Raw genomic sequence first — 23,006 nt, 5'->3', positions numbered from 1 at the left:
TTCTGACTCCGCACATATTGGAGATTCCCACAATGAGTGGTAAACATCCTTTAGTTCAAGCTGTTGAAAATGCACAGTTAAAATCTGATATCCCTGCTTTTGCTCCTGGTGACACTGTCATCGTTCAAGTAAAAGTAAAAGAGGGTGATCGTGAACGTCTTCAAGCATTTGAAGGTGTTGTAATCGCTAAGAAAAACCGTGGTTTGAACTCTGCGTTCACAGTACGTAAAATTTCTAGCGGTGTTGGTGTTGAGCGTGTATTCCAAACTCACTCACCAGTTGTTGCTAAAATCGAAGTGAAACGTCGTGGTGACGTTCGTCGTGCTAAACTTTACTACCTTCGTGACTTGTCTGGTAAAGCTGCACGTATTCGTGAAAAATTACCAGCTCGTAAAGCGTAAGCTTATAGCGAGTAAAAAAATGCGCCTTTTGGCGCATTTTTTGTTTAAAAACTATAGTCCTTGAAGTTTCAGACGATTTGCATGTTGACGGTAAACCGAGACAGGATCGGAAGCAAAAATAGAACGTATACCAAGCACTTGGTTCACTTCATCTAAATGATTCCAGTTGTAATCATCACGAATTGTTTTACCAAATTTGGCACTGCATCGGGAAACAAGTCCATCATTATCACCAAATGGATCGACCACTAAACTGCTGCCTGTAAGAGCAATATCAAATGGATCTAATGGGTTGGTCAGCGCTTTATTCCCCGAGAAAGAATACATATAAATGCCTTTCTCTTGATATGCTCCCTCGCCACAAGACGTAGTTGGTATACCCATAGGGAACTGAGCATTAAATTGAGCTGAACCTTGAGTTGATAAGCTATGAGCACCTGCTAAAGAGTCGTGAGGATAGCTTGTTGGGTCTAGTCCTCCTGCCCAAGTAATTGCTGCTGAAAACCAGTTTACTAATGTTGCTATTCCAGACAGAGGAGTACCCTCAACTTTCAGGATAACATCTGCCATTGGTGATCCCTTATGAGGTGCACCTATCGTGGTGAGTGAGGCAACTTTTTCTGGTATGACACCGGCCACATAATGAATTGTCGGGCCCCCATGACTATGACCGATCAAGTTGACTTTAGGCTTACCAGTAATGGCAATAATCTCTTCTACTTGCTGGGCAAGTTGTTCACCACGCACTTCTGTTGAGTTAAAAGGTGACACTCTGGTTGCCCAGACATTTCCTCCATTACGAGCAAGATCCGGAAGGATTTGGTACCAGTAATCGAGACCAAGCGTATCTGTTCCAACTCGGTTAAAACCTGCCATACCGTGGTTAAAAACCAGTGGATATTTGGTTTGTGCGTAAGATGAATAAACGAACGAGTTTTTAACTTGTTCAGCATTTGTGGCATGGGCTGCTGAAATACTCAATCCTGAGAGTATTGCAGCGCAAAAAAACGTTAACTTCCTTTTCATTTTTTACTCACTATTTTTATTTTGTATGAAAAGCAGCTTCTTACTGCTAGTGCTTGTTTAGCCAGTCCCTAATAGGAAAGACTTAATAATTAAATGGCAGTTCACCTCCCTGATCATGGACCGTTTCAAAAGTTCGCAATCTTAATTGTTCTTGTGATGAGTTAAATTGTTGTTGGCGTAATTGTTGTATGGCTTGGCTTTTAGCACTATCACTCATGTTACTTTTAATAATTTCATCTCGCCCACTTAGGTAGCTTGTGACCCTTTGTTGCCAAGCATTCCGTTGCGTATCTAAAGTTTCTAGCCTTTGAGTTGCTTCAGCTCCAACGAGTGCTGTACGCATTTGTCTAAGCTCTTCTGCTGAACCATGTCGTGCTTTAATTTGTTTGGTCAGTGCATGTAAGTCATCAAGTTTAGAAAGTTCTTGTAGGTTTTGCTGCCAGTCTTCAGGAAGTTCTTCAAAACGTTCTTTAAGCTTTTGAGCCTTTTCAATTTCGCTTAAAGAAGAATCTTCAAGTATTTGCATACGATCTAGCGTGTAGTTCTGATAGATATCTTCAGTTGAGAAGAGTCCATCAATTTCAGCGGCCGAAAAGAAACGTTTTCTTAGCTCTTGAATTGAATTAAAGATTTTTTGAAAATAATTTTTATCTTGTTGTTTTGATGGAGGCGTTTGGATTTGGGCAAGCTGTTCACGGTATTTTAAGTAGCGGGTCCATAAATCCAGAATCTGTGAGCGAGCTGGCTCTAAATATTTTCCCTGAATAAATTTCCCAAAGTGATTTTTGATTTGCTCTAAATCATTTTCTCCATATTGGGTAATAAAATATTCAAAGCAGTCACGTGTTTGACTGTTAACCACCAAATGTTGGGAACTATCAATTTTTAACTGACAGTTAACTTCAGTATCTTGCTGACTTTTACTATGGTAATAAGCATCTGCATTTAGCGTTGAGTTATTTGTGGGTGGAGCTGATGCTAAATTTTGAGCTGTGTTTTCACTGACTTGGGTTGATGTGTTTTTTGAATCAGGACTTAACCAATATACACATGCAATGAGGCTCAAAATAAAAAATCCGAGCACGCACCACAATACCTTCTTCTGCATCCCTTGCATAAAGATATCTTCCTTAAGTTTTAATTTGTTGTTTTTTTACTCGATCATTAATGTGCCATAAAATAAGTGAAAAGGCACCTAAATATTGTGAAAATATCTTGCCGAATTTGCTAACATGTCGGCACTTTTTTCTAGCTTTGTGTTCCAGTAAAAATGACGACAAAAAATCAAAAAATTTCTCGTCGCCATATCAGTGGTGTATTTCTATTAAATAAACCATTAGGCTTAAGTTCAAATGCGGCTTTGCAAAAAGTGCGTTGGTTATATCGCGCCCAAAAAGCAGGCCATACTGGAGCGTTAGACCCCTTGGCGACAGGTTTGCTCCCGATTTGTTTGGGAGAGGCGACCAAGTTCTCACATTATTTGCTGGACTCAACAAAGCGTTATCAAACCACTGTTCGATTGGGACAGACCACTACAACAGGTGATGTGGAAGGGGAGATTTTACAAGAGCGTCCTATTCCGGTGCTTAGCCAAGAACTTATTGAACAAACTTTAGAAAAGTTTAGAGGCGATATTCAACAAGTTCCACCCATGTATTCGGCTTTGAAAAAAGAAGGTAAGCCGTTATATGAGTTGGCGAGAAAAGGTATTGAGATTGAGCGTGAAGCGCGTCCAGTCACGATTTATGCTTTAGAGCTTATTGAGTTTACTGAAAATAGTATCACTCTGGATGTAACCTGTTCTAAAGGGACATACATCCGTGTATTAGGTGAAGATATTGGTGAAGCACTTGGTTGTGGTGGGCATTTAACGATGCTAAACCGGACTCAAACAGGACATTTTGAGCTTATACCGAGTTATACCATTGAATATCTGGAAAGTTTAACAGAAGAGCAAAGAGAAGCTTTGCTACTTCCAGTTTATGCACCAGTTGATCATTTCTTAAAAATTCAAGTTCCGGAAGGGCGTGAAAAATATTTTTGCAACGGTTTAGAAAGCAATATTGAGCATTCTGCAGAAGCAGAAGTTTTAGTTTTTTCGGGTGAGCGCTGTTTAGGTTTAGCCGAGATTACCGATAAAAAGCGGTTGGTACCTAAGCGTATCTTAAATTTGTAGTAGATGTAGAGTATAGAGCATGGGCATGGAATGGGATGTTATCCTTAGTTTGATCTTTTTTGCGTTTACTGCAGGAGCAATTGATGCTGCTGTAGGCGGCGGTGGACTCATCCAGATTCCCGGGATCATGAGCACTTTTCCTAACATGTCGACTGCTACGGTGATTGGTACCAATAAAGTCTCATCCATTTTTGGTACTGCATCGGCGGCTTATACATTTGCTAAAAAAGTAAAGTTGCAATGGAAGCTTCTAGCAGTTATTGCCATTTGTGCCTTGATTAGTTCTTTTGCCGGCGCGGCATGCTTATCACTTATTCCTCAATCGGTATTGCGTCCTTTCGTTTTCGTAATGTTGATTGTGATTGCGATTTATACCCTAGTTAAAAAGAACTTCGGTCAAGTTCATACCGAGCAAAAAATTACCACGAAAATGTTAATTTTAGCTGGTATCGGTAGTTTGGCGATTGGTTTTTACGACGGTATTTTTGGGCCAGGTACAGGTAGTTTCTTTATTTTCTTCTTTATCCGTTTTTTACAAGTTGATTTCTTGCATGCTTCAGCTTTGTCAAAAATCGGTAATTTTATGACTAACTTAGCTGCGCTGAGTTTCCTCATCCCAACTGGTCACGCTATTTTACATATTGGTTTAATGATGGCAGCGGCTAACGTACTTGGTTCTATTGTTGGGGTACGTACCGCGCTTAAGTACGGTAGTGGTTTTGTGCGTATTATCTTTTTAATCTTGGTGAGTATTCTGATTTGCCGTTTGGGCTATCAAATGTTTGTTACGGGTTAAATAAGATTGAAAGTATGAGCTGTCCCTAAAATGCAGTTCATACTTTTTTGTATCATTTAAGGCTAGAAATATAAAAATCATTACAGAAATTTACTAGAAAGAAAACTGTGTAAAAAATAGTCTCATTTTAAGCTACTTAAACATTATAAATTTCAACGTATGATAAACCTTGAAATAAAAAAGATTTTTTAGCTAAAAAATGAGGAAGAGAATGAATATTTTCGAAGCATTAAGAGAAAGCCATGAAAATCAACGTAACCTTTCTGAACAACTCATTCAGACACACGGTTTAACCGAAGAAAGAAAAGAATTATTTGAAGCATTAAAAAATGAACTTTATGCCCATTCAGTTGCCGAAGACCGTTACCTCTATATTCCTTTAATGTTTGATGATGTCGGTTTAGATATTACGAGACATGCTTTATCTGAACATCATGAAATGGATGAGTTGGTCGAACAACTTGAAAAAACCGATATGAGTAGCCCGAGCTGGTTAGCAACCGCTAAACAGTTGAGTGAAAAAGTCCATCATCATTTAAAAGAGGAAGAACATAAATTTTTCCAGCAAGCCGGAAAAATTCTTAAAGACAGCGAAAAAGAAACGCTGGGTAATAAATATTTAAAGGAATATAAAAAGTATAAAAAACAGCAGTAGAGTAAACCTATGCAGCCTTTTTAGTACTTCTTAAAGTAACACCAATAGAGGCCAGCATTACGCAAGCCAAAGCCACCCATTGCAGCATGCTGATTTCTTCGTGAAGCAATAAGAAACCCGTTAATGCTGCCAATGCTGGTGCTAAACTCGTTAGAGTCCCGTAAGTTAATTTATTGAGTTGTTTGAGAGCCATTAAATCGAGTGCATATGGAATTGCAGTCGCTAACACCGCAATAAGTAAGGCTTTGCCCCAGTACTGTGTTTCAAGTAATGCAGGAGCATTGTGCCAGATTCCAATTGGCAATAAGGCAAGTGCAGATACACCGATCCCAATCGTTAATGCATGCATCCCGATATTTTGGGTCACAACTTTATGACCGAAATAGATATAGAAAGCCCAGCAAAGACCAGCACCTAGCGCACATGCTGCACCTACATACGAGAAATGGTGTTGAATAGGGTTTTGCCAAGGTACCATGAGTGCAATGCCTAACATGGCCAGTGCTACCCAAATGTAGTCGCTCTTTTGTTTAATAGAAAGAAGCGCAAGACCCAATGGACCAATAAACTCTAATCCAACAGCAATACCTTGGGGTAGTTTTCCAAGTGAGGTATAAAATAGGATATTCATTAAGCCTAAAGAAGCGCAGTACATCAATAAATCACGCCATTTTAAATAGGGTAAGCGTGACCAGATTTTCCAAGATCGGAACATAATTGCGACAATAACCGTTGCAAAGCTCAGCCTTAAAATTGTAACGGTGAGAGGGTCTAATGTTGCAATGAGCTGTTTGGCAAATGAAGCGCTGATTTGATATGAGACCATCGACAAAATCATATACAGCACAGCAATAATTGGAAGATTTTGCATGGAAAATACTCTAGCGCTTCATCTGATGTCTAAAAATAATGGTGGACAATTATAACGAATACTATGTTTTAGCTGGCAGATTTCATTAAATTAACTTGCTGCTTTTTCACGTTCTTGGCGAGCTTTTTGGGTGGTTACGGTACAACCAACGGAAGCAGTGATAATGGTTGCAAGTGCTAGCCATTGATTCCATAAAAGATATTCACCCAAGAAGATAAACCCAGATAGTGCTGCAACTGCGGGCTCTAGGCTCATCAATGTTCCAAAGCTTAAAGGTGTCAAATTGCGCAGTGCTAACATTTCTAAAGAGAATGGAAGAGCACTGGCTAAAATGGCCAAACCAATAAAATAAAAAAGATAGGGAAGTTCAATCACTTGACCAATCGAGCCTGAAAAAAAGGTAATGGGTAATAAGATGCATGCACCTACACTCATTCCCAAGCACACCGTATGATTACCTGAAATACCAGAAGGTTTTTGCCCAGCAATAATATAAAGCGCCCAACAAGACCCTGCACTAATTGCAAATAAAACGCCGATCCAATCTAAGCTATGAGCCTGATTGAAAGGGAAAAGTAAAATCAGCCCAATAATTGCGAAGCTCACCCAAACAAAATCATATTTTTGACGTGCGTGGTATAACGCTACACTTAAAGGGCCAATAAATTCAAAAGCAACCGCAATTCCAATTGGTAAGCGTTCGATCGATAGATAAAATAAGGCGTTCATGCCTGCAAGCGCAAATCCATAAGCTAAAATTGCTTTCCAGCGGACCTGACTAAAATTAATTCGCCAAATTTGAAAAATAATCGCCAGAATAATTGCACCTAAACATAGGCGCATTGCAGAAACAGTCAGTACAGGGAAGTTCTGAAATAAAATTTTAGCTAAAGATGCGCTACTTTGAACGCTTAACATAGCAAGAATAAGAAAACCCAAAGCATGTAGCTGAGATTTCTGGTTTAAAGTGGACATTTTATTATTTGATCGATTGGTATACTTTTCACATGATAATGTAAATGCCCATAAAAAAGCCACAGACAATGCTGTGGCTTTTGAATTTACAGTCTGTATTAGAACAATACGCGCACGCGAATTGTACCTTCAACTTCATGCAACATATCTAAAGCTTCTTGAGAAGCAGAAGCGTCAACATCCATGACGAGGTAACCGATGTCACCTTTAGTCATAAGTGACTGACCAGAAATGTTGATGCCTTGTTCAGCAAACAAGTTGTTGATTTTAGACAATACACCTGGCACGTTTTTGTGGATGTGTAGTAAACGGTGTTGACCAGCTGTCAATGGTAATGCGATTTCCGGGAAGTTCACCGCAGAAAGTGTCATACCTTTGTCAGAGTAAGCAACAAATTTCTCTGCAACTTCTAAACCAATGTTTGCTTGCGCTTCCATGGTTGAACCACCAACGTGAGGAGTTAAAATCACGTTGTCTAAGCCGCGAAGTGGAGACTGGAATTCTTCACCATTTGCTTTTGGTTCTTTCGGGAATACGTCAACCGCTGCACCAGCAATATGACCAGACTTGATTGCATCAGCTAAATCTTCAATCACTACACATGTACCACGTGCAGCATTTAAGAAGATCGCGCCTTCTTTCATTTTCGCAAATTGTTCTTTAGTGAAGAAGTTACGTGTAGACGGAACATCTGGCACATGCAACGTTACAACATCTGCAGTTGCTAAAAGTTCATCTAGAGAACCAACTTGGCGAGCATTACCCATTGGTAATTTGGTTACTGCATCATAATAAATAACATGCATGCCCATGCTTTCAGCAAGAACTGAAAGTTGAGAACCGATGGAACCGTAACCCACAATACCTAAAGTTTTGCCACGAGTTTCAAAAGAACCGACAGCAGACTTGTCCCAACCACCACGATGACAAGCCGCCGATTTTTCTGGAACACGGCGAAGAAGAAGAATTGTTTCAGCAAGTACAAGCTCTGCAACCGAACGCGTATTTGAATACGGTGCGTTGAATACAGGAATACCACGTGCCATTGCTGCTTTAAGATCAACTTGGTTTGTTCCGATACAGAAACAGCCTACAGCGATCAATTTATTTGCAGCTTCGAAAACTTCTTCAGTCAATTGGGTACGCGAACGAATACCAATAAAGTGAGCATCTTTAATTGCTTCTTTAAGCGCTTCGCCTTCAAGAGCAGTTTTACGATAGTCAATATTGGTGTAACCCGCAGCGTTTAAAGTATCGACTGCGTTTTGGTGAACGCCTTCTAACAAAAGGAAACGGATTTTATCTTTAGGTAGTGAAAGATGTTGGCTCATTACGGCTCCGCTACAAAGGCCAAATTTGGTGGCGGTATAATAACATACTGGGCAGCGCTATAGATATTTCGTTTATACCATCGCCTTATGGCAATTTTATCTATGTCTAATTACTTCTGTTTATGGCTTGTCGAGCATTTTAAAATATGCTTGGTAGGGGGATAAATGTGATTTTTCTCTGAAAGCTCCATAGAAAGCATTTATTTACGTTAAACATGTTTTGTAGTGACAGTATCTCTATTCTGAACTTTATCGCTTGCGCGGATACATGTAGAATATAGAAGTTCCTTGAACATTATGGCTTTGCTCAGGTGAGAACCTTGAGAATTATGAGGTCATAGTCCCACCACAGTTTACTTCTTGCTAGGTCTGCAAACGATGAATGCTCCAGTCGCTTTAACACCTGAGTTACTCACCCAATTAACAGCAATTGTCGGTGAAAACCGTATTAAAACTGATGCTGATAGTCTCGAAAACTGGGGTAAAGATCATACCAAGCATTTTAATCCGAACCCATCGGTCATCGTTTTTCCTTCAACGACTGAACAAGTTCAGGCGGTTGTTAAGCTTGCGAACCAGTTTAATGTTGCGATTACACCGTCAGGTGGTCGTACTGGTCTCTCTGCTGGTGCGGTAGCAACCAATGGTGAAATTGTCATTAGCATGGACAAAATGAACCAAATTCTTGAGTTCTTCCCAGCAGACCGTATGGTTCGAGTGCAAGCTGGTGTTGTGACTGAGCAATTGCAGAATTATGCAGAAGAACAAGGCATGTATTATCCAGTGGACTTTGCGTCAGCGGGTTCTAGTCAGATTGGCGGTAATATCGGAACAAATGCCGGCGGTATTAAAGTCATTAAATATGGTATGACACGTAACTGGGTACTTGGTTTAACTGTAGTGACTGGTAAAGGTGACATTCTACGTTTAAACAAAGGCATGGTTAAAAATGCAACTGGTTATGCATTACAGCATTTGTTTATTGGTGGTGAGGGTACATTAGGTTTAGTGACCGAAGCTGAAATTAAACTTGAGCGTCAACCACAAAACTTACAAGTTTTAGTTTTAGGTGTTCCTGATTTTGATGCGGTAATGCCTGTATTACATGCTTTCCAAAAAGACATCGACTTAACTGCATTTGAGTTCTTTGGTGAACTTGCAATGCAAAAAGTTTTAGATCATGGACATGTACAACGCCCATTTGAAACTCAATGTCCGTTCTATGTATTACTTGAGTTTGAAGCACCATATGAGCCGATTCTCGATAAAGCAATGGAAATTTTCGAGCATTGTATGGAGCAGGGTTGGGTACTTGATGGTGTAATGAGCCAGAGCCTTGACCAAGTAGAAAGCTTATGGCGTTTACGCGAAGATATTTCTGAATCAATCGCGCCGTTTATTCCATATAAAAATGATATCTCAGTATTAATTACTCACGTACCTGCATTTATTCGTGAAATTGACGCGATTGTTCAAGAAAACTATCCAGATTTTGAAATTTGCTGGTTCGGCCATATTGGTGACGGTAACTTGCACTTAAATATTTTAAAACCTGAAAACTTAACCAAAGATGAGTTCTTTGCGAAGTGTCAGGTGGTTAATAAATATGTGTTTGATACTGTTAAAAAATACGACGGTTCAATCTCTGCTGAACATGGTGTAGGCATGACGAAAAAGCCATATTTGGAATATTCACGTTCGCCTGAAGAAATTGAATATATGAAAGCTTTGAAGAAAGTATTTGACCCGAATGGTTTGATGAACCCAGGTAAATTGTTTGATCTTTAAATTAGATCTATTTTGTAGGACTACATAGTTTCTACAGAGTAACCGACAAAGCCATAGCATCATAAAGCTATGGCTTTTGTTTTTGGTGATAAAAATGCAACGTTTATTTTTAATTTCAGCGCTTTGTGCTGGGCTTTTCACTGGGTGTGCGACGACCAGTAAATTAATTCCTTTTGTGGGTTCGGAAACTCCGATGCAACAAGTACTTAAAGCCCAGCCTGAGATCGTAAAAGAGCACAATAATACCTCAGTTCAGCAAGTATTTAACCGAGTAGAATCTCCAACAGTTTCCCGTATTACCGTTATCCAAACAGGTTTAATGGATGATTCTGTTTCTGCAATCCGAACAGAATATTCATTTAAATTGGTTGATGAAAAGTGGCAATTGCAAAATAAGCAAAAGAGCTATCAATGCGCGAGAGGGAAAGGCTCTAGAGGTTTTCAAACCCAGCTTTGCTTTTAAAAATAAAAAAGACGATAAATATATCGTCTTTTTTTATAGTCTAAATTATACGCCGCTTTCTAAAATTTTAATTTTGACGTCAACGACATCATCTTTGACTGCTTCATGATGCGCTTGCATATGAGGCGTTGCTAAATGCGTTTCAAGATGGGCAACACTTTCCCATTTTTCCAACATCACAATAATGTCTGGGTCTTTGTTTTGGAAGCTTGCATTTGAGATGTGGTCAACTAAAGGTTCATAACCATGACAACCATCTTCTGCTAAAACAGTTGGAATGATTTTTTGAAAGGCATCCAATACGTTCTGGCGATGCTGTCCACCCGATTTAGTACGAATTTCCGCAATAATGGTTAGCATGGATTTCTCCTTATTAGGCTGCTGCAAATACAGTATTTAAGTGTGCTTTATATTCTTCAACATAACTATCAACGTCAGGCATTTTAATCACGTCATTTACAATAAATGTCGGAAGGGTGCTCATGCCTAAGAACTGATTGGCTTTATGAAATGGTAAATAAACGCCATCTACACCTACGCCGTGGAAGAATTGATCTGCATCTTCAAATGCTTCCATTGGAGCATTCCAAGTCAATGACAGCATATATTTTTTGTCATGAATTAAACCACCTGAACCATATTTTTTTGAGGCATCAGAGCGGCTACGCCCATCACTTGCATAAAGTGAACCATGACCAGTGGTAAAGACATCATCAATGTACTTTTTGACTGTCCAAGGTGCGCCCATCCACCAGCCTGGCATTTGATAAATCACAACATCTGCCCATAAGTATTTTTCAACTTCACTTTCAGCATCATAATTGCTGTCTGCACGGGTGACTTGAACTTCGTGGCCGAGTTCCGTGAGATGTGTCGTTGCAAGGGTGGTTAATGTGTCATTTAATTCACCGTTTGAGTGGGCAAATTGTTTAGCACCATTAATCACTAAAATCTTACTCATGGAGGTTGCTCTCATTAAATTCCTGTATTTGACGCATACTCTATGAGATTTACTGTTGTAGAAAAATGCATGAATAGGAAAAATATTGTTGATAAAAAATCAATAATTATTGTGGACTTTTTATTGAAAATTAATCTATCTCATTAATATTAATAAATTTATGTCTATTTACAAAGCTCAAAAGGAAAAAGTGGCCTATTATCTTTAGCATTAATTTTGAGTAAATAGAGGGGAAGAGTGATGAAAAAGAAAGGTTTGTTGATTATTTTCAGCTTAAGCATATTAACAGCTTGTGCTCCACCTCAAAATTCTTCTGCTCAACTCGCCGATAGTCCTATACAGGCTGTATTACTCGATCAACCTGATCTTTTAAATAATGCAAGCAATTTAGATATTTCACAGCAAATGAATGCTTCGGATGATCCTTCCAATGCGCAAGTTACTATTTTGCAAACAGAGCCTAGTCCAGATGCGGTGTCGAAAACACGTACTGAATATTTATTAAAACGAGATCAGCAAATCTGGAAAATTGTGAATAAAAAACAAAGCTATCAATGTACAAAAGGAGAGGAAATCACAGACTTTCAAGTTAACCCCTGTCCATAATGCTTAATTTTTTATCGAATATGTGGATAACTTTGAGTTTGTGCACAACCATAATTTGCAGGCCTTTTTGTGTAAAAAACTAAAATTTAAGCTTCTTGAAATTGCATGATTGCTGATCAATTTAAAAAGTGCTATTGTTGCGCTCGGCAATTGTGCCAATTGGTAAAAATTACCGAATCTCACGCCATATATTTTTTCTCGTTTTAGACACCTTGTGAATACGGTGTTTCACATTCTAAACATGCACTCTCACGGCATATAACAACTTAACTAAAGATTGATTGACCCTACATGTCATCGTCATGACTACATCTTATTTTATAGATAGTCGTACAGACATATGGCCGCTATTTTAAAGTGTACAACTCATGAAAAATATTCAAACGACAACGTTGAACCGTACAACGTTGATGTTTCCGTTGGCCTTAGTGCTATTTGAATTTGCGGTTTATATTGGTAATGACCTGATTCAGCCCGCCATGTTGGCAATTACTGAGGACTTTGGTGTAAGTGCAACTTGGGCACCATCTTCGATGTCATTTTATTTGTTAGGTGGCGCATCTGTTGCATGGTTACTCGGTCCTTTGTCGGATCGTCTCGGACGTAAAAAAGTACTATTAGCTGGAGTTTTATTCTTTGCTCTATGCTGTTTTTTAATTTTACTCACGACGCAAATCGAGCAATTTCTAGCATTAAGATTTTTGCAGGGAATTGGCTTAACCGTAATTTCAGCAGTTGGATATGCGGCTATTCAAGAAAGCTTTGCTGAACGTGATGCAATTAAAGTCATGGCACTCATGGCAAATATCTCATTACTTGCACCCTTGCTAGGACCTGTACTTGGCGCTTTCTTAATTGATTATGTGTCTTGGCACTGGGGCTTTGTCGCCATCGCTGTATTGGCATTACTCAGTTGGATCGGGTTGAAAAAACAGATGCCGAGCCAGCAAGTCAGTGTAACCAAGCAACCTTTTAGTTATCTTTTTGATGATTTTAAAAAGGTGTTTACCAACCGCCGGTTTTTAGGTTTAAGCCTCGCATTACCTTTAGTGGGTATGCCTTTAATGCTATGGATTGCTTTGTCTCCAATCATTTTAGTAGATGAGTTAAAGCTCACTAGTGTGCAATATGGCTTAGCTCAATTTCCCGTATTTTTGGGTTTGATTGTAGGCAACATTGTCTTAATCAAAATTATTGACCGTTTGTCCTTAGGTAAAACTGTCATGATGGGTTTACCGATTATGCTCACTGGTACACTTATTTTAATATTAGGTGTGGTGTGGCAAACCTATCTCATACCTTGTTTGCTTACAGGCATGACGCTCATCTGTTTTGGTGAGGGAATTAGCTTTTCAGTCTTATATCGCTTTGCACTCATGTCATCTGAGGTATCAAAAGGAACAGTTGCAGCAGCAGTTTCAATGTTACTAATGATGAGCTTCTTTGCAATGATTGAGCTTATACGTTATCTCTATACACAATTTCATTTATGGGCTTTTGCATTGTCTGCATTTACCTTTATTGCTCTTTGGTTTAGCCAACCGCGAAGTGCTTTGAAGCAGGAAATGCAAGAAAGACTGCAACAAGGCAACAATTAAATAAAAAATACCGGAAGTGATATTCCGGTATTTTTTTATTCTACTTAATCTCTTGTTCTAAAAGTTTGTCTTTAAGTGTTAATAGTTCTGGCAAGGTTTCTAGCAATAAACTGATTTGTTTTAACACGAGTGTGTAATTTTCTGAAAAGTGCTCATGAGTAGTTGGGCTTTGAATTTGCGCTAAAGTCTGCTCAAGGAAATTGAAATCAATATAAGCCGGATCAAACAAGCTCTGTTTAAGAATTTGCTGACAATCCAGTAAGAGTTGTAATACTTGTTGATCATCAATTTTCTGTCGTTGGCTTCCTAACGCTGCCACGTAACTTAGTTGGCTGTGGCTATAAACCAGATAACGAAAAGCATAATGGATGAGTTGAGGATTCGGGTTGGGTTCAGCGCTTAGGCTCGAGATCATGTTGGATAGCTCAATTTGAGCGTTATGCGCAGCACGACGAATTCGGCGGTACTCTATATCCTGATTTTTGCCATATTGATATTGCTCAACAATCACATTGAAATAATCTAAGGTCGCTTTGCTGCTTTTATTAATATTATTGGGGATGTTTCGAAAGTTCCAGTCGGGCCAAATAAAGTTTACGGCGAGCCATGCAATAAAGCAGCCTAATAAGGTATCTATCAGTCGAGGCAAAATAATACTGTAGCCAGCGCCTTTTAAGTTGAAAATTAATAGCACCATAAGGGTGGCCATGAGTGTAGCCAAAGCATATTTTTTTTGACGTAAGTAAAAAAAGCAGACTCCAGAAATAATTGTAATGATGAGCTGGCCTTCAATACTCGGTACAAAATATAAAATAGGTATTCCTAATAAAACACCGAGTAAGGTACCAATCGTTCTTAATTTAAGACGGCTTTTAGTCGCAAAATAAGTAATCTGACAGACAAACAAACTGGTGAGTAAAATCCAGTAACCATGCTGCGCAAAGGGTAACAGTGAAATTGCATAACCTGCGGCGAAAACCACAGCAATTCGTATGGCATGCCTAAACAGCGCTGATTGTGGCGTAAGTTGTTGCCGAAGTTTTAAGATAAGATCTGAAAATCCTTGAATATCATCATCAAGTAAATTTAAGTGTTCTTGTCTTGTTTGAGTGTTATTTTCAGGAACAGGTTGGGCATATTGCAGTTGTTCAAACTGTTCATGCATTCCTTTTAAATTATCAAAAATAAGTTTTAAATTTTTAACTTCAAAATTTTGAGGATGTTGTTGTATCCAATCTTTTAAAGAACTTTCCAAATGTCCTAGTACTTTCTGACTTTCTTGCGAAGGCTGATATGGCTGGTTATATAAAATACATTGAGCTAAGTCTTGGCACGCTTGCGCTTGTAGGCGCAGATTTTTTTGGAAACGGAAAATAAGATCGCTACGGCTAAAATTCTGTTGAATATGTTCGTAATGTAAATAATTTGAAGTGGCTTGCTCGTGAATATCTCGTGCGAAAAAATATAGGTTTAGCCAATAGATACTTTTATTACTGACTCTGGAAGCTTTGAGTCGAGTAAGTAGTGAACTGCGTATTTGATTGAGGCTTTGGGCAACTTGCGTATTTTGTAGCGATAATTCATATAAAAGCTGTTCAACATTCTCTTTATTGTCTGGATCAAACAAACGAGCTTTTGCTTTTAGTAAAACAGAAATTTCTTTAAAAATTTGTGAGAGCTTATCTTGTAAGGGAAGTGTCGGTTTAATAATAAAAAATAAAATAGAAGTTAAACCGTACCAGAGAGCACCATAAACAAAATAAGTAGGTTGTTGATACCAATGTGCGTATTCGCCTAAACCAAACATACTATAAATAGAGAGCAGAATCGTGCCAAAAGAAATCGTGGCATAACGTTGCCCTAAGGCGCCTAGTAATATGAAAAAAGCGCTTGAGATAGAGAGATATAAAATAAAGAAAATTTTGTAAGGTGCTAAAAAGCCAAGAATACTACTGACTGTAAAAAAGAGCAGGCAGACATAAACCAAATTGCGTAATCGAATACTTAAGCGATCATCAAAGTCTGTTAATGCTGCTGCAATTGCGCCCAAGGTTACAGGAACAATAAGTTGATTATAGCCCAGCCAAAGCAAACCTAAAGTTGTGCCAGTGAGTACAATCAGAATTTGCAGGCAATAGATTAAAATAGAGTTTGTCTTAAAGCTATTAAATATTTGGGTCAGATAATTCACGGCTTTTGTTCTAAATTAGAGAATACGTGAGAAAGCAGTATGTAACTTTAAATTTTTATTACTTCAAAAATATTATTCTTTTTATCTACAAAAGTCAGTCATTTTTTAAGATTTTATTAGATTTAAACCAAGTTGTAACGATCAATAAATTAACAAAATTGTGGATATCTTTTGAGATACCCACAATTTGAAAAATACATAAATTATTTAATCACACCACATGCAATTCGTGCTCCGCCACCACCAAGAGGTTGAGGTGAGTCTGAATAGTTGTCGCCACCCGCATGGATCATAATAGCTCGACCTTGAATATCAGCAAGTTTCAATCGAGGTGCGATTACGGCAGTTGTTGCAACACCTGTATTATCGACAACTAAAACAGGTAGATCGCCTAAATGGCCAGTGGTTGGAGTACCATGATGAGGGGCTTGGTTCGGGTTATAGTGGCTACCCGCAGCTAAAGCAGCGCCAGGTTTTCCATCTTTTACAGCAGGTGCACAAGAAGCGTTTTCATGAATATGGAAACCACGAGTACCACTTGGTAAATCAGCAAGAGCAGGGGTAATAATTAAACCTTTGTCGCTATCTTGAAAGCTGATCGTACCTATTTTTTTGCCAATACCGTTAGCTGTCACTTCATTTACGTCGACCACTTTTTTTGTATGCATTGAGGTTAATGCTTGAGCTGTGTCAGATACAGTTTTAGTTACCGAACTACAGCCAACCGTAAAAAGGGCTGTAAGCGCACAAACTGCGCTAATTTTATTAAACATCTGCATGATTGGATGTCCTTATAAATATATATGATTGTTTGATTCAAACAAACAGAGGTCTGACCTACAAGTTAATTTAAATAGTTAATTTGTATCTAGAAACATTTTTAAATTAAATTACTATGTCACTCTTTGTCATTGGACGATTCACTCTCAGAATCATAAATCATGGTTGTTTTTGGCATAGGTTCAGGTTCAATCGTCTCATGCAACCATTCACGCCAAATTGCCAGTAAAATAGCCAAAATTACAGGGCCAATAAATAAACCGACCAAGCCAAAACTCGCAATACCGCCTAATACGCCAAACATAATTAATAAGAATGGAATTTTGGTGGCACCAGAAATGACGAGTGGTCTAATCACATTATCTGAGCTACTGACAATCAGCACACCCCAAACCACAACACCAATTGCCTCCATGGTTTGTCCCTGAGAGAACAACCATAGACCGACACCTAAATAGGAAATTGGAGTACCAAATGGAATTAAAGCTAATAAGAACGTAGCAATAGTGAGTACCATAGGGTTTGGTACATCTGCTACGAAGTAACTTAATCCAGCCAAAACAGCTTGAGCAATTGCAGTTAAACCTACACCATAGACTACTGCACGAGTTGTCTCGGAAATCGTATCAAGATAGTGATGAATACGAGGGCCAATGACCATTTCTAAAGCTTTACTTACTTGAGACAAAATCATTTGACCATCACGATAGAAGAAAAATAGGCTGAATACTGCAAAGCCAAGTTTGACAATATTTTTGCTAATCTCACCGAGCAGTACACGGCCATAACTTAAATGACTTTGTACCCAAGCTGCGATATTTTGAATGGTGCTATTAGGATCGTTGTTTAATTCATTAAGTGTACGAGAAATTTCTTTTCCTACAAAAGGAAGCTCGCGTATAAAATCTGGAACGCTTAAATGGCCCGAAAAAACCTGACGTTGTAAGTCAAAATATAAGTTGCGTCCTTCATGCTGCAAAATGAAAATAGCGCATGTAAACGGTACACCAACAACCAAAATGACCAGACTAATCATTAGAGTTGCATTTAAAGTATTACGGGTTTCTCCAAAAAAGCGCTGAATTCTTAAATAAATAGGCCAAGTCATATATGCAATGATAGCAGCCCAAAGTACAGGAACAATAAAGTATTTCAGGATATTAAATCCTAAAAAAATCAAAATAAAAAACAGCCCAAACAATAAAACGCGCTGTAAATTAGGAGCGTATGGATGCACGAACAATATTTCTCTAATTTTCTACATAGAATAAAGTCATATTAACTGAAAAATAACCTGAGGCAAATTTTAAGGCCGTAATGTAAAGAACCTTATACATGCAGTTTTAGAGGCTAAAATTCCTTTAAAACCATTCAGCTTTATCTTCAATTAACTTGTTTAGAACAGGTTGCCATTGATTTTGGATACTAATAAAGTTCTTTTGCGGTTTATCAAAAATGCTTAAGCCCTGCATTGCTAAGCTGCCATACGCAGTGCGTTCAGCAATCCATGCAACAGGTTCCTGTTCAATTTTTTCAAAGAACTGTTGGATATCTTTTGAGCTTGCACTGTTTGGTTTTACACGATTTGCAAGAAGTAAAATCTGAACTTTACCTTTACGAATGCGTTTAATGTCTTGTAAATGCTTTAAAAAACGACGAGTACTGTCTATATCAAAAAATGAAGGTTGAAGTGGAGTAATAATGGCATGCGCTTCACTAATAAGCTGTTCAGCATGCTCACCTGACAGAGCACCAGGCGCATCAATAATTAAATAGTCCAGATTTTTGGGTGCATCACCAATTGATTTTTCATGACGCCAGTCTAGGCTTTGAATCGTTGCAACAGTATCAGGGCGCTGTTTTAACCATTGTAAAGCCGATTTTTGATTGTCCGAATCTGCTAATGCTACTTTATATCCTTTTTGTGCCAATGCTGTTGCCAACGTAATGGCCGTCATGGTCTTTCCGCATCCGCCCTTTTGATTTGCAATAAGTATCGTTTTCATAAATCCAATTATTTTCAGCAGCACATTTGTTTATGTTTTATACCTTAGCATCTTTTTGTGAGAAGTAGATGACTGCATTTGACAAAAGTTTAAGCTGTTTCGTTATTTTAGATATGATTAGAGCTGTAATCTTAATTCGCGCTTTTTAAGGAAAATTTATGTCTGTATGGCTTGCCATGCTTATTGGTGCTGGCATTGGTATTATCATCACTACTATTATTTTATCAAATACACGTAATGGACGAATTAAGGCTGAATATGAGCAATATATTGCTGAACTTGAACTAGAGCATCAACAAGCGCTTACTCAAGCACAAAAGAGAAGTGTAAATACAAGTCGTGCGGTGTTGAAAGGAAAAATGGCAGAACAATTTGCTCCGGTTTTACCTGAATTTCAGTATTTACCAATCGATGCAAAATTCATGGGCGATCCGGTGGACTATATTATTTTTGATGGATATACCGATTTTCGCGATGGCGATGGTACGGCAGAAGACATCAATATTATTTTGCTTGATGTAAAAAGTGGTGGAGCTAGACTTACGAAAGGTCAACAAGCAATTGCCCAAGCTGTTCAACAAGGTAAGGTTCGTTTCGAAACGTTGAGAATAGATTTCGAAGATTAACAAGCTGTTTAATTCAGCACAAAAATAGACGAAATTGATCTGTATTGTTACTAAATTTCGATATTTTTTTCATCGCTTAAAGCTATTATAAATTGAAGATCTAATCACTTTGATCTAGCAATATTTGAGGTGTAACACGATGAAAAAACAAAGTTTGATGATGGGCTTACTCGCCGTGATTGGCATGAGTTCAACATTTGCATCGACCTCAAGTGAATATAATATTGCCAATGGTTTGAGCCCGATAGAAAAAGATCAATCTATTTCTGTATTACAACCTTTTCAAGGAAATTTCAGAATCTTGGGTTCAAAAGTTTATCAAAATGATGAACAAGCTAAGTTTTCTCCTATTGACTATGCCGTAAGTTGGGGATTGTTTGCAAAGCCTGAAATCGCACGTCATATTTCAGTGAAACAATATGACCGTTATTTAAACTGGAAAATTCCTAAATTACCTGTTCCAGCAGAGCAAGCGATGCAAATGGTATCTAACATGCACATCATTCCTGCAAATCCTGAAATTGCTCAGCAGATTAAACAGGTTAAACGTGGTGATTTAGTTTATCTAAAAGGTGACCTTGTCGAGATTAAGGACAAAAATTTAGTTTGGAAATCCTCACTTACGCCGACTGATACGGGTGATGGTGCATGTGAGTTATTCCGCGTTCAGGCAATTCATTGGGTTGAAAAGCAAAATATATAATTTATAAAAAAGCCTTCATAAGTTTGAAGGCTTTTTTATAACCAATACATTGCTATTTCTGTTGCGATGCTTTCCAATATTTTAATTGATTTTGCGCTTGTAAATAGTCGGCAAGATCATTGATCTGTTCATCTTTATTGGCTTGCTTATCACTCAAGTGTTTTTCTTGGTTTTCCCAATATTGATAAAGTAGACCCTGAATGTAACGACCTTGCTCAGTTTTTAAATCTAAATCTTTTAACATGGTCAGAGAAGAGCGCACATTATCGAGAGTACGCTGTTGCTCAAACTCTGTAGTGAGGGTTCCAGCTTCATGCATTTTTGCTAATTCACTTTCCATCTCGTCACTCATTTCTGTAAAGCGACGATCATAATCCTCTAACAGCGCAATATCGTGTGCATCATCAGCAGTGGCAGGGAAGGTCTTAACAGGTCTTTCATTTAGTTTTTCTAAAACCTGATCGGTAGATGAGGTGGCAGAAGGTTGCTCCGTCTTAGCAGGCTCATCCGCTTTTTTACAAGCAGTCAGAAATAGGCTAGAGCAAAGCAAAGACATTAATATGATTTGAGGTGTTTTCTTCATAACTTTCAACCAAACCTATTCACTAATTATTTAACGGGTAACGTACTTTTTTGAAAGTGATATGCGTACGTAACATATGGAAAATCAATCTGATCTTGAGGACCTAATCCAGTAAAATCATAAACAATTTTTTCAAACAGTGCTTTGAGTTGTAATTGATCTTTTTCAGTCATTGCAGCAATAAAGCTCGTAGAGAGTAAACGTTTACTTACGACTTGTTCGACAGAACCGTGTTGTGACTGTGTGAATGTTTGTAGGCTATCAAATACGAATAAATCTTGTTGTTCAAATACGCGTTTCCACTTTTCACTATGATAACGAGGTGTGTCACCTTCAAGTGGGAGTAGGAAGTCAGCTAAAGCCTTGACCCAATCTGTACGTTCGTCTCGTTGATTCCAAACTAGCCCTAAATGTCCTTCTGGTTTTAATACTCTATGCATTTCTGTTAGGGTATCGAGGTTGTCAAACCAGTGAAAAGATTGCGCACAAATAATGGCATCAATTTTATGATCTTCTACAGGAATTGAATGGCTAAAAGCCTGTAATGTTTTGATATCAGGATAAACTTGTTGAAGCTGCTGTAACATCTCGCCAATTGGCTCAACTGCAATAACATCAGCATGTGTTTGTTTTAAGTAGGGTAAGAATTTGCCAGTACCAGATCCAAGATCAATAACAGTAGATTTTTCCTGTATTTGTAGGCAATTTTGCAGCCAACTTACTATTTCTGCGGGATAATTGGGTCTAACTTGCTGATATAGTTCAGCAGCTGAACTGAAGCCTTTTTGAGCGGCAGGATGTAAGGATTGTGTCATATTTTGCGCTTTTTAATCTGACTGGCATCTATAAAATAAGATACTCCGCAATCATAAATTGGCAAAACACCTATTTTGTTTCATTTTTGACGTTGTATGTGGGAGTAAATTTTCTTTCGGTGTGAGCATGGATAAGCAAATTATTTTTGAAGACGAACACATTAGAGCCATTTTTTTACCAGGCGATTCTAATACATTAGTTCTCTCTTTTGGCGATTTGATTACCCGAGCGAGTGGCTTATCTATCAATGCTGAAAAGTCTCTAATTAAATACCAATATAATGTTATTGGGGTAATGCCAAAACAAAAATCATGGTTTCCTCAAGCAAGCATGATTGAGCTGGCACAAGCAATTTCGCCTATTCTAGAAGGCTTTAAAAATATTGTGGGTTATGGCGGTTCAATGGGCGGCTATGCGGCAATCAAGTATTCTAATTTATTGAATATGAACCGCGTGATTGCATTTGTACCGCAATATTCAATTGACCCTGAACATGTTGAAGACCGACGCTATGCTGAGTTTTTTGATTCGGTAGCAAACAAGGACATGCAGATTCAGCCACAAGATGTCAATACAGCGCGTGAATACATTATTGTTTATGACCCTTACTTTTCAATTGATCGCGAACATTACTTAAAAATAAAAGAGCTGTTACCAAGCTTACATACGATTCATTTGCCATTTACTGGTCATGAAGCATTGTCAGTATTGGCTAGTTCAAGTTTATTACATGATTTTATTGAACATGATTTCGATGAAATCTATTTTTATCAGCAGGTTCGTAAGGTCAAAAAACAAAGTAAGTTTTACTTCCGTAATGTACTTGCCCATGTTCTTACTCATCATGATGAAATGCTGTTAAAAATATTGCATCAAAATGATTTTCAGTTAGATGAACGTTATTTTGATAATCCCCTTAAACAGGCTATTACACGTAGTCTGATAAAAACAAATCAAGCAACTGAGTTGGACTTTCAAAAGCTCGGTATTAAAGTGCAGCGAATTCAAGAAGATGCAAATTATAGAGAAGGCTTGCAGACTAGCTTTGGTTTAATTTTGGTATTTAACCTCATCAATTCAAAGTTTGAAAGTTATACAGTAGATACTCTACTGGCGAATAAATCTTATTTGGTTCCAATTGTGGCTGAGCAAACTGGTGTAGTGCACATTGAATTAAATAATGAAATTTATTTGTTAGCGATGAATGATCGTAAGATTATTAAATTTTTCAAGCGTGAAGAGCCCTTAACATCGGATATGAGTCCGTTTGTAATCAAAAAATATTCGGATTCTTTAGCGATTAGCTATAAGCAATTAAATTTATCTTGTGATGAACAAGGGCTGTGTGAGTTTACGGAAGGTTCAATTCAATCTACCGAACAGTTGAGCACCATCAGCTATTAAACCTTTATAGTGTTTAAATAAAGCTCAGACCTTTAGGTTTGGGCTTTATTTTTTGCTTAAAAAATATTTTTTTATAAACTTATTTGTATATTTTTTTAAAACTCATTATTTAAATAAATAGTAGGTTTGTTATATAGTGATCTGCTGTATTTAAAGTAGGCATAACCAGTAATATATATAAATACTATATTTAAAGATAAATGGGTTTTTCTACTACATAAATTATAGAAATAATATAAGATTAATTAAA

24 protein-coding genes are annotated in these 23,006 nt (G+C 37.9%); 11 read left to right on the top strand and 13 right to left on the bottom strand.

The genetic code is table 11. From position 1 onward, the window contains the following. Nucleotides 1-32: 32 nt before the first annotated feature. A complete protein-coding gene (gene rplS / locus HJG58_RS12855) occupies nucleotides 33-401 on the top strand; it encodes a 50S ribosomal protein L19 (RefSeq protein ID WP_002116654.1) in 369 nt (122 codons plus the stop codon). Between the two features lie 51 nt (nucleotides 402-452). Here rplS and HJG58_RS12850 read toward each other — a convergent pair whose 3' ends face one another. Next, nucleotides 453-1,394: a lipase family alpha/beta hydrolase gene (locus tag HJG58_RS12850; RefSeq protein ID WP_170249223.1), complete on the bottom strand. Its 942-nt coding sequence runs from the start codon at nucleotides 1,392-1,394 to the stop codon at nucleotides 453-455. 115 nt (nucleotides 1,395-1,509) lie between these two features. Next, on the bottom strand, nucleotides 1,510-2,544 hold the full coding sequence (locus tag HJG58_RS12845) for a lipase secretion chaperone (RefSeq protein ID WP_170249167.1): 1,035 nt from the start codon (nucleotides 2,542-2,544) through the stop codon (nucleotides 1,510-1,512). A 153-nt stretch (nucleotides 2,545-2,697) separates the two neighbouring features. Between HJG58_RS12845 and truB the strand changes: the two genes are divergently transcribed. The 3 genes from truB to HJG58_RS12830 all read left to right on the top strand — a co-directional run bounded on the left by truB (nucleotide 2,698) and on the right by HJG58_RS12830 (nucleotide 5,054). Then, complete coding sequence (truB, locus tag HJG58_RS12840; protein ID WP_002116937.1) at nucleotides 2,698-3,603, top strand: tRNA pseudouridine(55) synthase TruB; 906 nt, start codon at nucleotides 2,698-2,700, stop codon at nucleotides 3,601-3,603. A 19-nt stretch (nucleotides 3,604-3,622) separates the two neighbouring features. Continuing rightward, entirely contained in the window at nucleotides 3,623-4,399 is a 777-nt protein-coding gene (locus tag HJG58_RS12835) for a sulfite exporter TauE/SafE family protein (RefSeq protein ID WP_000525218.1), read from the top strand. A gap of 211 nt (nucleotides 4,400-4,610) precedes the next feature. Beyond that, a complete protein-coding gene (locus HJG58_RS12830) occupies nucleotides 4,611-5,054 on the top strand; it encodes a hemerythrin domain-containing protein (protein WP_170249165.1) in 444 nt (147 codons plus the stop codon). 7 nt (nucleotides 5,055-5,061) lie between these two features. On the opposite strand, the gene HJG58_RS12825 is transcribed toward HJG58_RS12830, so the two are convergent. From HJG58_RS12825 to serA, 3 genes are all read right to left on the bottom strand, one after another. Further along, nucleotides 5,062-5,925: an EamA family transporter gene (locus HJG58_RS12825; RefSeq protein WP_014207805.1), complete on the bottom strand. Its 864-nt coding sequence runs from the start codon at nucleotides 5,923-5,925 to the stop codon at nucleotides 5,062-5,064. Nucleotides 5,926-6,015: 90 nt separating this feature from the next. Continuing rightward, on the bottom strand, nucleotides 6,016-6,900 hold the full coding sequence (locus tag HJG58_RS12820; protein WP_078219776.1) for an EamA family transporter: 885 nt from the start codon (nucleotides 6,898-6,900) through the stop codon (nucleotides 6,016-6,018). 98 nt (nucleotides 6,901-6,998) lie between these two features. Beyond that, nucleotides 6,999-8,231: a phosphoglycerate dehydrogenase gene (gene serA / locus HJG58_RS12815; protein ID WP_002116919.1), complete on the bottom strand. Its 1,233-nt coding sequence runs from the start codon at nucleotides 8,229-8,231 to the stop codon at nucleotides 6,999-7,001. A gap of 378 nt (nucleotides 8,232-8,609) precedes the next feature. Here serA and HJG58_RS12810 point away from each other — a divergent pair, with 378 nt between their 5' ends. Both HJG58_RS12810 and HJG58_RS12805 read left to right on the top strand, forming a co-directional pair. Next, complete coding sequence (locus tag HJG58_RS12810; protein ID WP_002116692.1) at nucleotides 8,610-10,019, top strand: FAD-binding oxidoreductase; 1,410 nt, start codon at nucleotides 8,610-8,612, stop codon at nucleotides 10,017-10,019. A gap of 94 nt (nucleotides 10,020-10,113) precedes the next feature. Further along, nucleotides 10,114-10,482: a hypothetical protein gene (locus HJG58_RS12805; RefSeq protein ID WP_170249163.1), complete on the top strand. Its 369-nt coding sequence runs from the start codon at nucleotides 10,114-10,116 to the stop codon at nucleotides 10,480-10,482. A gap of 45 nt (nucleotides 10,483-10,527) precedes the next feature. Here HJG58_RS12805 and HJG58_RS12800 read toward each other — a convergent pair whose 3' ends face one another. Both HJG58_RS12800 and HJG58_RS12795 read right to left on the bottom strand, forming a co-directional pair. Next, a complete protein-coding gene (locus HJG58_RS12800) occupies nucleotides 10,528-10,842 on the bottom strand; it encodes a putative quinol monooxygenase (protein ID WP_170249162.1) in 315 nt (104 codons plus the stop codon). Nucleotides 10,843-10,855: 13 nt separating this feature from the next. Next, nucleotides 10,856-11,443, bottom strand: a complete 588-nt coding sequence (locus HJG58_RS12795) for an NAD(P)H-dependent oxidoreductase (RefSeq protein WP_014207799.1) — start codon at nucleotides 11,441-11,443, stop codon at nucleotides 10,856-10,858. 237 nt (nucleotides 11,444-11,680) lie between these two features. Here HJG58_RS12795 and HJG58_RS12790 point away from each other — a divergent pair, with 237 nt between their 5' ends. Further along, nucleotides 11,681-12,049 (top strand): hypothetical protein, encoded by a 369-nt coding sequence (locus HJG58_RS12790; protein WP_170249160.1) that lies wholly within the window; start codon nucleotides 11,681-11,683, stop codon nucleotides 12,047-12,049. A 368-nt stretch (nucleotides 12,050-12,417) separates the two neighbouring features. Next, a complete protein-coding gene (gene craA / locus HJG58_RS12785; protein WP_170249158.1) occupies nucleotides 12,418-13,647 on the top strand; it encodes a chloramphenicol efflux MFS transporter CraA in 1,230 nt (409 codons plus the stop codon). Nucleotides 13,648-13,687: 40 nt separating this feature from the next. On the opposite strand, the gene yccS is transcribed toward craA, so the two are convergent. The 4 genes from yccS to HJG58_RS12765 all read right to left on the bottom strand — a co-directional run bounded on the left by yccS (nucleotide 13,688) and on the right by HJG58_RS12765 (nucleotide 18,624). Then, nucleotides 13,688-15,838 (bottom strand): YccS family putative transporter, encoded by a 2,151-nt coding sequence (gene yccS, locus HJG58_RS12780; RefSeq protein WP_170249156.1) that lies wholly within the window; start codon nucleotides 15,836-15,838, stop codon nucleotides 13,688-13,690. Nucleotides 15,839-16,041: 203 nt separating this feature from the next. Next, nucleotides 16,042-16,611 (bottom strand): superoxide dismutase family protein, encoded by a 570-nt coding sequence (gene sodC / locus HJG58_RS12775; protein WP_081309087.1) that lies wholly within the window; start codon nucleotides 16,609-16,611, stop codon nucleotides 16,042-16,044. 125 nt (nucleotides 16,612-16,736) lie between these two features. Beyond that, entirely contained in the window at nucleotides 16,737-17,855 is a 1,119-nt protein-coding gene (locus tag HJG58_RS12770) for an AI-2E family transporter (RefSeq protein ID WP_170249154.1), read from the bottom strand. A gap of 124 nt (nucleotides 17,856-17,979) precedes the next feature. Continuing rightward, complete coding sequence (locus HJG58_RS12765) at nucleotides 17,980-18,624, bottom strand: ParA family protein (RefSeq protein ID WP_005804567.1); 645 nt, start codon at nucleotides 18,622-18,624, stop codon at nucleotides 17,980-17,982. A 158-nt stretch (nucleotides 18,625-18,782) separates the two neighbouring features. Here HJG58_RS12765 and HJG58_RS12760 point away from each other — a divergent pair, with 158 nt between their 5' ends. Then, complete coding sequence (locus HJG58_RS12760) at nucleotides 18,783-19,250, top strand: Holliday junction resolvase-like protein (protein ID WP_170249152.1); 468 nt, start codon at nucleotides 18,783-18,785, stop codon at nucleotides 19,248-19,250. A 139-nt stretch (nucleotides 19,251-19,389) separates the two neighbouring features. After that, nucleotides 19,390-19,953 carry a hypothetical protein gene (locus tag HJG58_RS12755; protein ID WP_046811865.1) on the top strand — a complete coding sequence of 188 codons (564 nt, stop codon included), beginning with the start codon at nucleotides 19,390-19,392 and terminating at the stop codon, nucleotides 19,951-19,953. A 52-nt stretch (nucleotides 19,954-20,005) separates the two neighbouring features. Here HJG58_RS12755 and HJG58_RS12750 read toward each other — a convergent pair whose 3' ends face one another. Beyond that, nucleotides 20,006-20,536: a hypothetical protein gene (locus HJG58_RS12750; RefSeq protein WP_005078420.1), complete on the bottom strand. Its 531-nt coding sequence runs from the start codon at nucleotides 20,534-20,536 to the stop codon at nucleotides 20,006-20,008. A gap of 26 nt (nucleotides 20,537-20,562) precedes the next feature. After that, nucleotides 20,563-21,351, bottom strand: coding sequence for a class I SAM-dependent methyltransferase (locus tag HJG58_RS12745; protein WP_170249150.1), 789 nt, complete (start codon nucleotides 21,349-21,351; stop codon nucleotides 20,563-20,565). A gap of 127 nt (nucleotides 21,352-21,478) precedes the next feature. Between HJG58_RS12745 and HJG58_RS12740 the strand changes: the two genes are divergently transcribed. Further along, nucleotides 21,479-22,756 carry a hypothetical protein gene (locus HJG58_RS12740; RefSeq protein WP_170249149.1) on the top strand — a complete coding sequence of 426 codons (1,278 nt, stop codon included), beginning with the start codon at nucleotides 21,479-21,481 and terminating at the stop codon, nucleotides 22,754-22,756. Nucleotides 22,757-23,006: the final 250 nt, after the last annotated feature.

The sequence above is a fragment of the Acinetobacter geminorum genome (assembly GCF_013009345.1).
Taxonomy (GTDB): domain Bacteria; phylum Pseudomonadota; class Gammaproteobacteria; order Pseudomonadales; family Moraxellaceae; genus Acinetobacter; species Acinetobacter geminorum.
This window is presented reverse-complemented; position numbering and strand designations above follow the sequence as displayed.

Bases quoted from the DNA above. Each gene is read 5' to 3' on its own strand.
- truB (WP_002116937.1), top strand. From the start codon at position 2,698: ATGACGACAAAAAATCAAAAAATTTCTCGTCGCCATATCAGTGGTGTA.
- HJG58_RS12835 (WP_000525218.1), top strand. From the start codon at position 3,623: ATGGGCATGGAATGGGATGTTATCCTTAGTTTGATCTTTTTTGCGTTT.
- HJG58_RS12750 (WP_005078420.1), bottom strand. From the start codon at position 20,536: ATGAAGAAAACACCTCAAATCATATTAATGTCTTTGCTTTGCTCTAGC.
- HJG58_RS12830 (WP_170249165.1), top strand. From the start codon at position 4,611: ATGAATATTTTCGAAGCATTAAGAGAAAGCCATGAAAATCAACGTAAC.
- HJG58_RS12765 (WP_005804567.1), bottom strand. From the start codon at position 18,624: ATGAAAACGATACTTATTGCAAATCAAAAGGGCGGATGCGGAAAGACC.
- HJG58_RS12825 (WP_014207805.1), bottom strand. From the start codon at position 5,925: ATGCAAAATCTTCCAATTATTGCTGTGCTGTATATGATTTTGTCGATG.
- HJG58_RS12760 (WP_170249152.1), top strand. From the start codon at position 18,783: ATGTCTGTATGGCTTGCCATGCTTATTGGTGCTGGCATTGGTATTATC.
- HJG58_RS12805 (WP_170249163.1), top strand. From the start codon at position 10,114: ATGCAACGTTTATTTTTAATTTCAGCGCTTTGTGCTGGGCTTTTCACT.
- rplS (WP_002116654.1), top strand. From the start codon at position 33: ATGAGTGGTAAACATCCTTTAGTTCAAGCTGTTGAAAATGCACAGTTA.
- HJG58_RS12845 (WP_170249167.1), bottom strand. From the start codon at position 2,544: ATGCAAGGGATGCAGAAGAAGGTATTGTGGTGCGTGCTCGGATTTTTT.
- HJG58_RS12740 (WP_170249149.1), top strand. From the start codon at position 21,479: ATGGATAAGCAAATTATTTTTGAAGACGAACACATTAGAGCCATTTTT.
- HJG58_RS12820 (WP_078219776.1), bottom strand. From the start codon at position 6,900: ATGTCCACTTTAAACCAGAAATCTCAGCTACATGCTTTGGGTTTTCTT.
- sodC (WP_081309087.1), bottom strand. From the start codon at position 16,611: ATGTTTAATAAAATTAGCGCAGTTTGTGCGCTTACAGCCCTTTTTACG.
- HJG58_RS12755 (WP_046811865.1), top strand. From the start codon at position 19,390: ATGAAAAAACAAAGTTTGATGATGGGCTTACTCGCCGTGATTGGCATG.
- HJG58_RS12800 (WP_170249162.1), bottom strand. From the start codon at position 10,842: ATGCTAACCATTATTGCGGAAATTCGTACTAAATCGGGTGGACAGCAT.
- HJG58_RS12795 (WP_014207799.1), bottom strand. From the start codon at position 11,443: ATGAGTAAGATTTTAGTGATTAATGGTGCTAAACAATTTGCCCACTCA.
- HJG58_RS12745 (WP_170249150.1), bottom strand. From the start codon at position 21,351: ATGACACAATCCTTACATCCTGCCGCTCAAAAAGGCTTCAGTTCAGCT.
- HJG58_RS12810 (WP_002116692.1), top strand. From the start codon at position 8,610: ATGAATGCTCCAGTCGCTTTAACACCTGAGTTACTCACCCAATTAACA.
- craA (WP_170249158.1), top strand. From the start codon at position 12,418: ATGAAAAATATTCAAACGACAACGTTGAACCGTACAACGTTGATGTTT.
- serA (WP_002116919.1), bottom strand. From the start codon at position 8,231: ATGAGCCAACATCTTTCACTACCTAAAGATAAAATCCGTTTCCTTTTG.